The sequence below is a fragment of the Mesorhizobium sp. P3_A9 genome (assembly GCF_056402975.1).
In genome coordinates this window covers 1-11952 of the sequence record NZ_JBFUGJ010000180.1, presented here as the reverse complement: position 1 = coordinate 11952, position 11952 = coordinate 1, and the positions used below count along the sequence as shown (strand labels likewise).

At 62.3% G+C, this 11952-nt stretch carries 13 protein-coding genes; 6 read left to right on the top strand and 7 right to left on the bottom strand.

The features are described 5' to 3' along the window. The 5 genes from AC1DX0_RS21910 to coxB form a co-directional block, all read right to left on the bottom strand. The coding region (locus AC1DX0_RS21910) for a cytochrome c oxidase assembly protein (RefSeq protein WP_477356836.1) at positions 1-533 on the bottom strand (533 nt) is incomplete at its 3' end. Continuing rightward, entirely contained in the window at positions 533-691 is a 159-nt protein-coding gene (locus AC1DX0_RS21905) for a hypothetical protein (protein ID WP_477219801.1), read from the bottom strand. The genes AC1DX0_RS21910 and AC1DX0_RS21905, both read right to left, overlap by 1 nt. Positions 692-693: 2 nt before the next feature. Continuing rightward, complete coding sequence (locus tag AC1DX0_RS21900; RefSeq protein WP_027041466.1) at positions 694-1638, bottom strand: heme o synthase; 945 nt, start codon at positions 1636-1638, stop codon at positions 694-696. 75 nt (positions 1639-1713) lie between these two features. Continuing rightward, positions 1714-3366, bottom strand: a complete 1653-nt coding sequence (gene ctaD, locus AC1DX0_RS21895; protein ID WP_475451835.1) for a cytochrome c oxidase subunit I — start codon at positions 3364-3366, stop codon at positions 1714-1716. Positions 3367-3404: 38 nt separating this feature from the next. Further along, positions 3405-4304, bottom strand: a complete 900-nt coding sequence (gene coxB, locus AC1DX0_RS21890) for a cytochrome c oxidase subunit II (RefSeq protein ID WP_477219648.1) — start codon at positions 4302-4304, stop codon at positions 3405-3407. A 376-nt stretch (positions 4305-4680) separates the two neighbouring features. On the opposite strand from coxB, the gene AC1DX0_RS21885 reads away from it, so the two are divergent. The 6 genes from AC1DX0_RS21885 to AC1DX0_RS21860 all read left to right on the top strand — a co-directional run bounded on the left by AC1DX0_RS21885 (position 4681) and on the right by AC1DX0_RS21860 (position 8886). Beyond that, positions 4681-5241, top strand: a complete 561-nt coding sequence (locus AC1DX0_RS21885; protein WP_477219649.1) for an invasion associated locus B family protein — start codon at positions 4681-4683, stop codon at positions 5239-5241. A 75-nt stretch (positions 5242-5316) separates the two neighbouring features. Then, the gene (locus AC1DX0_RS21880; RefSeq protein ID WP_477219650.1) at positions 5317-5784 is read left to right on the top strand and encodes a YbjN domain-containing protein; all 468 of its coding nucleotides are present in this window, start codon (positions 5317-5319) and stop codon (positions 5782-5784) included. Between the two features lie 117 nt (positions 5785-5901). Next, positions 5902-7314 carry a metalloprotease TldD gene (gene tldD / locus AC1DX0_RS21875; RefSeq protein ID WP_477219651.1) on the top strand — a complete coding sequence of 471 codons (1413 nt, stop codon included), beginning with the start codon at positions 5902-5904 and terminating at the stop codon, positions 7312-7314. A 75-nt stretch (positions 7315-7389) separates the two neighbouring features. Beyond that, positions 7390-7665 carry an AbrB/MazE/SpoVT family DNA-binding domain-containing protein gene (locus AC1DX0_RS21870; protein ID WP_477219652.1) on the top strand — a complete coding sequence of 92 codons (276 nt, stop codon included), beginning with the start codon at positions 7390-7392 and terminating at the stop codon, positions 7663-7665. Next, positions 7652-8041 (top strand): type II toxin-antitoxin system VapC family toxin, encoded by a 390-nt coding sequence (locus AC1DX0_RS21865; RefSeq protein ID WP_477219791.1) that lies wholly within the window; start codon positions 7652-7654, stop codon positions 8039-8041. The genes AC1DX0_RS21870 and AC1DX0_RS21865 overlap by 14 nt, the downstream gene beginning before the upstream one ends. A 152-nt stretch (positions 8042-8193) precedes the next feature. After that, positions 8194-8886 (top strand): transglutaminase-like cysteine peptidase, encoded by a 693-nt coding sequence (locus AC1DX0_RS21860; RefSeq protein ID WP_477219792.1) that lies wholly within the window; start codon positions 8194-8196, stop codon positions 8884-8886. 208 nt (positions 8887-9094) lie between these two features. Here the strand turns inward: AC1DX0_RS21860 and AC1DX0_RS21855 are convergent, their stop codons facing one another. Both AC1DX0_RS21855 and AC1DX0_RS21850 read right to left on the bottom strand, forming a co-directional pair. Then, the gene (locus tag AC1DX0_RS21855; RefSeq protein ID WP_477219653.1) at positions 9095-9367 is read right to left on the bottom strand and encodes a PsiF family protein; all 273 of its coding nucleotides are present in this window, start codon (positions 9365-9367) and stop codon (positions 9095-9097) included. 139 nt (positions 9368-9506) lie between these two features. Next, positions 9507-11774, bottom strand: coding sequence for a caspase family protein (locus AC1DX0_RS21850; protein ID WP_477219654.1), 2268 nt, complete (start codon positions 11772-11774; stop codon positions 9507-9509). Between the last annotated feature and the right edge of the window lie 178 nt (positions 11775-11952).

The window sequence follows — 11952 nt, the reverse complement described above, 5'->3', positions numbered from 1 at the left end:
GTATAGGACAGGGTGATCGTCTTCACGTCCTTCAGTTCCGGCACATTCACGATATCGGGATCGACGTAGAACAGGACCGGCATGTCCAGCGTCTCGCCGGGCTTCAGCGACGTATCGGTGAAGCAGAAGCACTCGACCTTGTTGAAGTACGGGCCCGCCAGTTCCGGCTGCACGTTGAAGGTGGCGCGGCCGGTGACGGGGCGATCGAACTTGTTGGTCGCCTGATAATGCGCCTGCACCGTCTCGCCGATCTTCATGGTCATCGAACGCTGGACCGGCTGGAACTCCCACGGCACGCCAGCGATATTGGCGTCGAAGCGGACGGTGATCTCGCGGTCAAGCACACGGCCGGCATACTGCTTCTCGGCACGTTGCGTCGTGCCGCCATAGCCGGTCGCCTGGCAGAACATCTTGTAGAGCGGCACGGCGGCATAGGCCATGCCGATCATGCCGCTGAAGAAGGCAAGGCAGACCGCCGCGACGATGCGGTTGCTGGTCTTTCCAGGCGTCTTCTTGGGCATCTCGACGCTCATCACATCGTGCCCAGATTGTGGCCGAACTTGACGATCGTCGCGATGTAGAAAATGACGACCAGCAACGCCAGCGCCACGCCAATGGCGATAGACCGGCTGCGCTGGGCTTTTTTCTGACGATCGGTCAGCGTGACCGTCTCGAGTTTTTCCTCGGCCATGATCATGCCCCACCCATGGCAAGTGCGCGTTCGACGACGCTGTCGGCCAGGTAGGCAGCGAAGATGGCGAAGAGATAGAGCAGCGAATAGGCAAACAGCGCCTTGGCCGGCTTCATGGCGCGGTCGTCGTCGGCCATGCCGAGCACTTTCCACGCATACCAGACAAAGCCAACGCCCAGCAGGACAGAGGCCACGCCATAGATCGGCGTGGTGTAGCCGAGCAGCCACGGCAGCACGCCGACCGGGGCCAGCACCAGCGCATAGGCGAAGATTTGACGGCGGGTCGACGCCTCGCCGGCGACATTGGGCATCATAGGTATGCCGGCGCGGCCATAATCCTCGGACTTGAACAGCGCCAGCGCCCAGAAATGCGGCGGCGTCCACAGGAAGATGATCAGGAACAGGATGATGCTTTCAAGGCTGACCGACCCGGTTACAGCGGCCCAGCCGATGACGGGCGGGATGGCACCGGCAGCACCGCCGATGACGATGTTCTGCGGCGTCCAGCGCTTCAGCCACATCGTGTAGACGACCGCATAGAAGAAGATGGTGAAGGCCAGCAGGCTCGCCGACAACCAGTTGACCAGCACGCCGAGCGTCATCACCGACAGCACCGAGAGCACCAGGCCGAAGGTCAGCGCCTCGTGCGGCTGGATGCGGCCGGATGGCACCGGACGGCTGGCCGTCCTGGTCATCACCGCGTCGATATCGGCGTCATACCACATGTTGAGCGCGCCCGAGGCGCCAGCGCCGATGGCAATGGCCAGGATGGCGATCACCGCCAGCAGCGGGTTGATGGTCACGGGAGCAGCGACCAGACCGACAAAGGCGGTGAACACCACCAGCGACATGACGCGCGGCTTCAGCAGGGCGAAGAAATCGCCCGCCGTCGCTTCCGACATGCGGAAGCCCGCTTCGTCAATGCTGGTTTCGTCGACTAGGGCCATGCGTACTCAGTCCATCATTCCGTTGGCCAAAACCGCCGGCGAACCGGCGGTTTCGTATTCGAGCGGGGAGCCGCCTTACTTGATCTTCGGCAGCTGCTCCCACTGGTGGAACGGCGGCGGCGAAGGCAGCTGCCATTCGAGCGTGGTGGCGCCCTCACCCCATGGGTTGGCACCGGCGACCCGCTTCTTCTGGAAGGCTTCGAACACGCAGTAGAGGAAGATCGCCACGCCGACGGCCGAGATATAGGAGCCGATCGACGACACATAGTTCCAGCCGGCAAACGCGTCCGGATAGTCGATGGTGCGGCGCGGCATGCCAGCGAGGCCGAGGAAATGCTGCGGGAAGAAGATCAGGTTGACGCCGACGAAGGTGACCCAGAAGTGGGTGTTGGCGATGACAGGCGAGTACATGTAGCCGGTCATCTTCGGGAACCAGTAGTACCAGCCGGCAAAGATGGCGAACACCGCGCCCAGCGACAGCACGTAATGGAAGTGGGCGATGACGAAATAGGTGTCATGCAGCGAGCGGTCGAGGCCGGCATTGGCCAGCTGGACGCCGGTGACGCCGCCGATGGTGAACAGGAAGATGAAGCCCAGCGCCCACAGCATCGGCGTCTTGAACGAGATCGACCCGCCCCACATCGTCGCGATCCAGGAGAAGATCTTCACGCCCGTCGGCACCGCGATGACCATGGTGGCGAAGACGAAGTAGCGCTGCGTGTCGAGCGACAGGCCGGTCGTGTACATGTGGTGCGCCCACACGATGAAACCGACGGCGCCGATCGCCACCATCGCGTAGGCCATGCCGAGATAACCGAACACCGGCTTCTTCGAGAAGGTCGAGATGACGTGGCTGATGATGCCGAAGCCCGGCAGGATCAGGATGTAGACTTCCGGGTGACCGAAGAACCAGAACAAATGCTGGAAGAGGATCGGGTCGCCGCCGCCATCGGGAGCAAAGAAGGTGGTGCCGAAATTGCGGTCGGTGAGCAGCATGGTGATGCCACCGGCCAGAACCGGCAACGACAACAGCAGCAGGAAGGCGGTGACCAGCACCGACCAGGCAAACAACGGCATCTTGTGCAGCGTCATGCCAGGGGCGCGCATGTTGAAGATAGTGGTGATGAAGTTGATGGCGCCGAGGATCGACGAGGCACCGGCAATATGGATCGACAGGATTGCCAGATCCATGGCCGGTCCGGGCTGACCCGAGGTCGACAGCGGCGGATAGAGCGTCCAGCCGCCACCGACACCGTAGGCGCCCGGCGCGCTCGGCATGAACATCGAGGTGAGCAGCAGGATGAAGGCCGGCGGCAGCAGCCAGAAGGAGATGTTGTTCATGCGCGGGAACGCCATGTCGGGAGCACCGATCATGATCGGCACCATCCAGTTAGCGAAGCCGCCGATCAGCGCCGGCATGACCATGAAGAAGATCATGATCAGCGCATGCGCGGTGGCGAAGGCATTGTACATGCTCTTGCCGCCGTCGATCGCGGCGTCACCGTTCATGCCGTAGACCATCTGCGCCAGACCGCTGAAGATCTGGATACCAGGCTCCTGCAATTCCATGCGGATGGCAACCGACAGCGCGCCGCCGATGATACCGGCCATGATCGCGAAGATCAGGTAGAGCGTGCCGATATCCTTGTGGTTGGTCGAATAAACCCAGCGCACCCAACCGTGATAAGGTTTGTGGTCGTGCCCGTCGTGAGCTGCAGCGTCTGCCATGTTCCGCTCCGTTCCCTAAATCTTGCTAACCCGCGGCATCAGTTGCCGGCGGCCGCTACCTTGTTCTGGCCATCGACCTCGGCCATCAGCGTCTTGTTGGCGCCGGGCAGATTGGTCTTGGCTGCCGCCAGCCAGGTCTTGAACTGTGCGTCGGAGACGACACGGATGGCGATCGGCATGAAGGCATGGTCCTTGCCGCAGAGCTGCGAGCACTGGCCGTAAAAAATACCTTCCTTCTCCGCCTTGAACCAGGTCTCGTTGGTGCGCCCCGGAACGGCGTCGATCTTGATGCCGAAAGACGGCATGGCAAAAGAGTGGATCACATCCGTCGCGGTGACGAGCACGCGGGTCATCGTGTTGACCGGCACCACCAGTTCATTGTCGACGGCGAGCAGGCGCGGATAGACCTTGCGATCTTCCTTGCCGGCGGCGGCACGGTCGCCCTCCTGGAGGATGGCGGAGTTGAAGGAGAGCGTGTTGTCGGTCTGGTATTCGTAATCCCAGTTCCACTGGTTGCCGGTCGCCTTGACGGTCAGCTTGGCTTCTTCCGGCGGGGTGTACTGCGCGGTCAGCAGCTGGAACGAAGGAATGGCGATCAAGAGCAGCAAGATGACGGGGCCGACCGTCCAGATTACCTCGATCAGCGTGTTGTGGCTGGTCTTCGAAGGGACCGGATTGGCGCTCGCCCGAAACCTTATGATGCAATAGGCGAGAAGGAACAGCACCAGCAGGGTGATCGGGACGATGAACCACATCGTGTAGTTTCCGAACCACTCGATCTGCCGCATCATGTCGGTCGCCGGCGCCTGGAAGGTCGTTTCCCAGGCCACGGGCTGATCGGCATGGGCGGATGTGCCGGCGAAAAACGCGGTGGCAGCACAAGCACCCAGAAACTTGGCACTGGCTAGAAACCTGGCGTCTGCTAGGAAATTTCTCATCGCCCTCTTCGTCTCCCAGTTCCTCGCGGCCGTGCCAACGAGAATAACGAACAATGCCGGGACGGGAATCCCGACAGTCTCAAGGTGGTTCAAACCATACTCTTTTTCCCTCCGCAAGAAAGGAGCGGAGGAAACTGTGCGGCATTTTTGCGCGCAAGCTGGCGTGGCCCTTCCGGGGCAGCGGCCACGGCCTGGAATCGCGTATGTTCGGCGGGTCGCCCGCCTCATGCTGGCGGGGTGTGCGAAGCGTCGTAATTCAGGCGAATTTGGCAGGGAAAAGCGCTGTATTGCCTGTTTCGGGACAGTTCGGCCGCGGTCTCGTCCTTTACTTGGCATTGGCGCGGCTTAAAGTGCCGTGATTCGCAATGGAGCCGTCATGAACTCTTGGCTTTCGAGACTGAGGCATACGAGACAGGAGCTTTCGAGAGCACTGGCGAAGGCCGTGTTTCTCGCTATCTTGTCCGCGGCCGGTCTGTTCGTCACCGGTCAGGCCAATGCCGCCCAGCCGAGCGGCACGGTGCGCTCGACGCATGGCGCCTGGTCGATCATCTGCGACACGCCGGCCGGTGCAACCTCTGAACAATGCGTGATGATGCAGAATGTCGTCGCCGAGGACCGTCCGGAGATGGGACTGTCGGTCGTCGTGCTGCGCACCGCCGACAACAAGGCCGAAATCCTGCGCGTGCTGGCACCGCTCGGCGTGCTTTTGCCCAACGGCCTCGGCCTCAATGTCGACGGCAAGGACATCGGCCGCGCCTATTTCGTGCGCTGCTTCCAGGACGGCTGCTACGCCGAAGTCATTCTCGAAAAGCCGCTGCTCGACACATTGAAGACCGGCACGTCGGCGACGTTCATCGTCTTCCAGACGCCTGAAGAAGGCATAGGCATCCCTGTCGACCTCAAGGGGTTTGCCGACGGCTTTGCCGCCCTGCCCTGACCGCAGGACGCTTGCGAAAAACCCGCCTCTGACGCAGAATTCCTAGGGGATGCGGGTTTTTGGCGGTGGATCATTATGCGCTCGTTTTCAATGCTTCTATCGGCCGGTCTGATTTTGGCCGGCGCGGTTTCCGTTGCGTGGGCTGACGATAGCGAAATCATCACAGCGCCTGATCCGGCTGCAATTCTCGACATGGCCAAGGGCTACGGCTCGGCGAAGCTGGACAAGGACGACGGTGGCGACCCCATGATCACCGGCCGGCTCGAAGGCATGAAGTACTTGATCTACTTCTATGGCTGCGAAAACCACGAGAAGTGCAAAACCATCCAGTTTTCCTCGGGCTACACCGACGCCTTCACGGCTCAGCAGGCCAACGAGTGGAACAAGAAATATCGCTGGGTGAAGGCCTTCTCCGGCGACGGATCCAACTTCAAGATGGATATCAACTTCATCGGCGGCATCACCAAGGCCAATCTCGAGGAACAGTTCTCGAACTGGGATACGATGACCACCAACATCAAGGATTTCATCAACCAGAAGTGACGCCGGCGACCTGTCGGCGAGCGCATTTGCCCTCACATCGCGTCGGGGCGATTGTCTCGGCGCGGCTTCGCGCCTACATCGTGGGAAACCAGCTCTCTTCCCACGAACGGATGCGCCATGAACAGCCTGATCGGCCAATTCGACATTTCAGACGATCGCATCAAGCAGATCGTCGCCGACACCATCAACGGCGCCGACGACGGCGAACTGTTTCTCGAATACAGCGAGAGCGAAGCGCTGATGTTCGACAATGGCCGGCTGAAGACCGCCAATTTCAACACCGACCAGGGCTTTGGCCTGCGCGCGGTCGCGGGTGAAGCCAGCGGCTACGCCCATTCCAGCGACCTGTCCGAAGCCTCGCTGCTGCGCGCGGCCGCTGCCGTCTCGACCGTCAAGGGCGGCTACTCGGGTACGCTAGCCGCCGCACCCGCCCGCACCAACCGCCATCTCTATGGCGATGAGAATCCGATCCCCTCGCCCTCCTTCGAGGCCAAGGCAAAGCTGCTGCAGGAAATCGACGCCTGGCTGCGCGCCGAGGATCCGCGCGTGCGCCAGGTGACGGCCTCGCTTGCCGCGTCCTGGCAGCATGTCGAGATCGTGCGTGCCGACGGTCAGGTGGTGCGCGATATCAGGCCGCTGGTCCGCATCAACGTCTCAGTCGTGGTCGGCGATGGCGACCGCCAGGAAAGCGGCTCCTACGGCATGGGCGGACGCAAGGCTTTTGGCGACTTCCTGATCGAGGACAGCTGGAAGCACGCCGCCAAGGAGGCGCTCAGGCAGGCGCTGGTCAATCTCGAGGCGATCCCTGCCCCGGCGGGCACGTTCGACATCGTGCTGTCCAGCGGCTGGCCGGGCGTCATGCTGCACGAGGCCGTCGGGCATGGGCTGGAAGGCGACTTCAACCGCAAGAAGACCTCGGCCTTCGCCGGCCTGCTGGGCGAGCAGGTCGCCGCCAAGGGCGTCACCGTCGTCGACGACGGCACCATCCCCGAGCGGCGCGGCTCGCTCACTGTCGACGATGAAGGCACGCCTTCGGCCCGCAACGTGCTGATCGAGGACGGCAAACTGGTCGGCTACATGCAGGATCGGCAGAATGCCCGGCTGATGGGCATGAACGCCACCGGCAACGGAAGGCGCGAAGGCTATGCGCACCAGCCGATGCCGCGCATGACCAACACCTACATGACGTCAGGCGACATGGAGCCGGACGAGATCATCGCCTCGGTCAAGAACGGCATCTACGCCGTCTCCTTCGGCGGCGGCCAGGTCGACATCACTTCGGGGAAATTCGTGTTCGGCTGCACCGAGGCCTACATGATCGAGAACGGCAAGGTAACGCAGCCGATTAAAGGCGCCATGCTGATCGGCAACGGGCCGGATGCCATGCACCGCGTCTCGATGGTCGGCAACGACATGAAGCTCGACAATGGTATCGGCATGTGCGGCAAGGGCGGACAAGGCGTGCCGGTCGGCGTCGGCCAGCCGCATCTCAGGATGAACCAGATGACGGTCGGCGGCACGCGGGTTTGATAGGACCGCCATAGCCTTGAAATCGGCGCCATTTCCGACTATCTTACGCTTGTCTTACATCGAGGCAAGATACAAATGGCCGGCTCCGAGAAGCTCACCACCACCGTCTCGACCAAGGGGCAAGTGATCCTGCCCAGCGCGATCCGCAAGCGCAGGGAATGGGGGGCCGGTACTCGCCTGGAGGTCGAAGACACGCCGGAGGGCGTTCTTTTGAAGCCAGCACCCGCCTTTGCCGCAACCCGGCCTGAAGACGTTTTTGGTTCCCTGCCCCACAGCGGCAGACCGAAGACGCTTGAAGAGATGGATGCAGGCGTTCTCGCCGAAGCACGGCGGCGGCATGCTCGCGATTGATACCAATGTCGTCGTTCGGTATCTGACGAACGATCATCCCGAGCAATCCCCGCGCGCCCGGCGCGTGATCGATGACCACCCTGTGTTTGTCGCCGTGACGGTCATCCTGGAAGCCGAATGGGTGCTGCGAAGCGCCTACGGTTATGATCAGGCCACTATCGTCAGAGCTTTGCGGGCGTTCGGCGGCCTTCCCATGGTTGAAATCGAAGACGCGCAAATTGTCTCTTCCGCGCTCGATCTGGTCGAGACCGGTGTGGATTTCGCGGATGCGCTACACCTTGGAAAATCCGCGCATTGCACAGGATTCGCGACCTTCGACCGCAAATTGATCAGGGCCGCGCAAGCGGCGGGGCTTGGGGACGTGCAAGAAGCATAGCGATGACGGGCGTGGCGCAGTGCCTTGTGCCGGCGCCACGCCGCGTTTGCGGGCCTGAACACGAACATGTTAACGTCTTCTTAAATGTTTAATTGATCGCTCCCCATCGCCACATTACCTTTGATCAGTCCTCTCGTGCGGTGGTGTTGCCTGTGCTGCGTTCCCTCGGCGTCCTGACTTCCTCTTTCCTGATTGGCTGTGTTTCGCTAATTGGTGCGACATCGCTGCAAGTCAGCCCGGCGGCGGCACAGTCGACCTTGTTCAAGCGAATATCGACGCAACCATCCAAGGATGGGTCACTCTCCGCCGCGGTTGGCGGCTCCACCAGCGTCCCCTACGGTTGGGTCGATTTCTGCCATCGCCGGCCAAAAGAGTGCAAGGTGCCCGCTCTGCCGGCCGCCAGCGTCAAGCTGACCGCGCAGAACCTGCGCATTCTCAAGCGGATAAATCAGAAGGCGAACAGCGCCATCAAACCCGTCAGCAATTTCGATCACTGGGGCACGATGGCGGACCACTGGGATTATCCGGTTGACGGCAAGGGCGACTGCAAGATCTACGCACTCTACAAGCGCAAGCTTCTTCAGGAGGCTGGATTCCCCCGGCAGGCGCTGCTGATGACCGTGGTGCACGACCTCGACAATGAAGGCCACACCATCCTGACGGTGAAAACCGACAAAGGCGATCTGGTCCTCGACAATCTGGTCAACGAAATCAGGCCGTGGAACGCGACCGGCTACTATTTCGTGAAACGCCAGTCGCAGCAGAACCCGAATATCTGGGTTTCGATCAACAAGCGGGGCGGCACGCCGAAGCCCCTCACGAATGCTGCCAAGCTCGTCGACTGAGGAGCTTGTGTCAGAACCGCAGCGGTCCAGGCCCTGCAGACGTTCGGCGAGTTTTCAGCGGTCGGGACGGAAAGGTCCCACGACCGTCTCATCCGCTCTTGACCAGTGAAACCGGCTTCAGACGGAAACCCGGTTCATATTTTCCGCAACCGCCACCAGCCTCCCCAGCAGGGCAGGCTGGCAACAATCGCCGTGGATAGGCTCCTGATCAGGTAGCTTTGCCGCCGTTCTTCTTGCAGTCGGCCCGGAACTTCTCGCGTGCCTTGCCGTGCAGTTTCTGGGCATCGGCAAGTGCCGAACATTGCTTCGAAATCGCCGTTTTCTCAGGCGTCATGGCAGTCGTCTTTACCTTCTTCGCCGGGGCGGCCGTGGTCGTGGCCGGCGCCGTCGTCGTGGTCGCTGCTGTCGTCGCTGCCGCGGCAGCTCCCGTCGCAATGAACCCGGCCAGGGCGATGGATGTCAGAACGCTTGCAATCCTCATTATGCTTACTCCCTTGAGCGCCCCACTCAATGTCGACTGGTAACAGTGAGCCAAAGCAGCGCGCAATCTTGGCCTTGGCCAACCACGAAGTTGTGATGGGACCGTGTGTCGCGCAGCACGGCCATGCTCGCCGTCGACACTACTTCTTGCAGGCAGGTTCATTGGGATGTCCGCAAGGCGGCTTCTTGCCGACCTCCCGCTGCGGCTTTTGCTGTGCCGGCGGCTGTCGCCGCATCTGGGCGGCGTGGAAGTCCGGCTTCTGCGGTTTCGAGAGCACCTGCACCTGCTGCTTGACCTGGCGGTGCGGATTGCCGCTTAAGACCTTGTCGCCCGCCGGTCCGCCATCGGCCGGCGGCTTGTGGAACTTGGCCCCCTTGCCTTGTCCGTTAACGGCCCCATTCGTCGTGTCCGCGCCGCGCCCACCTTGACCGTGAAGCTTCTTGAGTTTGCCGTTGGCCGTGATCTGGCCATTGAGCGCCGCCGGATCGTTGGTCTTCCCTTTCAGCTGAACATTTTGCCCATTGTTGGCGGGCGTGGCACCGCCGGCCGGGAGTTTGCGGAACTTGGCGCCCTTGCCCTGTCCATTCGTAACCGGTGTGCCGCCATTGGCGGTCGCGGCAGCGTTTGCGGCTGCAACGCCCTGCTTGCGCTTGCCATACCTGTCATCGGGCAGGTTCTGACCATTGAGCACAGGCTTGCCATTGACCAGCGGCAGCGTCTTGCCGTCGGCGCCGGGCAGAGCGTGACCGGCCAGCCTGTCGGCCCGCGGCGCGACGCCGTTCTGCTGACCCGTCCGCACAAGCTTCGACGGCAGGCCGCCCGGATTGACCTTGGCGAGCGTCGCCTCCTTCTTCTGCAGGAAAGCCGGCAGCGCCACCTTGGTCGCCAATGCGGCCGCACCCAGACCCACCGCACCTGCGGTCAGCTTCTGGCCGGTGGTGAGGCCGCCCTGGTTCTCGTTGATCGTCGTGTTGTTGACGATGGTGGTGTTGTGGATGTTGTTGAAGATGACGTCGTTCGGCGGCGGGAAGATGTCGTGCGGCGGGTTCACCCAGGCCGGCACTGGCACAAAGGCAGGCGTAGGCAGAAGGAAGATACCGACTGGCTGCGGTGGTGGCGGCAGCTCAATGAAGTCGCGCGGCCGCGGTTGCAGGAAGACCACCGCCACGGGCGGCGGCGGATCGAAGTCGAACTCGGGGTCGTCGAAATAGAGCACGGGCCGGTCGACATAGACGATCTCTTCCGGCGGTGGCGGCGGTACCTCGTAGGCATAGACGGCAAAACCCTGCGGCGGCTCAAGCGCGGCGTCGAAATGCTCGAGCCGGCGGCGGGCATCCCAGGCATGCGGGCCATGTGGATAGCGATCGAGATAGGACCAATAGGCTTCGGGCGTATCCCTGAGCCAGGTCTGGCGCCAGGTGATCGCCTCGCGCCGCGCCGCCAGAATGGCGCGCACACGCTTGGCCATCGGGTCGTGCGGGTAGGCGACGATGAAATCCTCGTAGCCGCGCATCGTGTCGCGATCGAGAGCCGCGATATAGGCGTCTTGCGCATCGAAATCGCGTATTTCCTTGGTCCGGTTTGTCCGCACCTCGGCGGCCGAAACCTGCGGCGCCGGAGCATCCGGGCCACGGTCGAAGAAGACGAAGGGATCGCTGATCTTGGAGGCGTTCCAGGGCACCTCCGCGCCCTGCGTCACCTCGTTGACGCGCAGCCGCGTGCGATCAAAGACGTCACCAAGCTGCAGGCCGCCATCCCGGATCATTTCGGCGAGCGCCTGGGCATAGGCGCCGTACGGGCCCTTGCCTTCCGGAGCGACCGTGCCCGGGGCAGCGTTGAAGGCGACCAGCATGTTCGGATCGGGATCGACCAGTGCGAGGCCGCCGGCCAGCGGCTGGTTCGACTTGGCGAAGGAATTGGGCCGTGCCGCGTCGAGCACGACGATATTGACCTTGGTGGGCAGCGCGGCAAGCGGCTTGGTGAGGTCGGAAACCCGCACCGCGGCCATCGGTACATCGGCGGCATTGGATATCTGGGCATCGACGGGCACGAAATAGTTCTCGCCCCCGAATTGCAGTCCCTGCCCGGCCAGATAGACGAACACCACCGCGTCGGGACCGGCGGCCGTCACCTTGGCGAGGAAATCGCGATAGGCGCCACGCAGCGATTCCTGGTCGACATCGCGCGCGCCGACCACGTCGAACCCGGCGGCCTGCAATGTCTGGGCAATCAGGCCTGCGTCGTTGGCCGGCGTCGCCAGCGCGCCGGCCGGATAGGCGGCGTTGCCGATGACGAAGGCAAGGCGCTTTTGGCTTTGCGCCAGCGCCCCGGCCGTCGACGCAAACGCGAAAATGGAGAGGGCAAGGAAGAAGGCAAGGAATTTCGAGACCGTCCGCATTACGATCATCCGTCAGGTGAGAGTGCCGATGCTTCCGCCCAAGAGCCCGGACTAGGCCGGTGCAAAAAGGCGGCTTTGCGGCGTCAATCCGGCGGATTGCCCGGTCTCAACCAAACGTGATCATTGTCCGACTCAGCCGCGCCTTCTCCTGGGCTTTTCCAGCAGAGCGACGGCTTCGACATGGGGC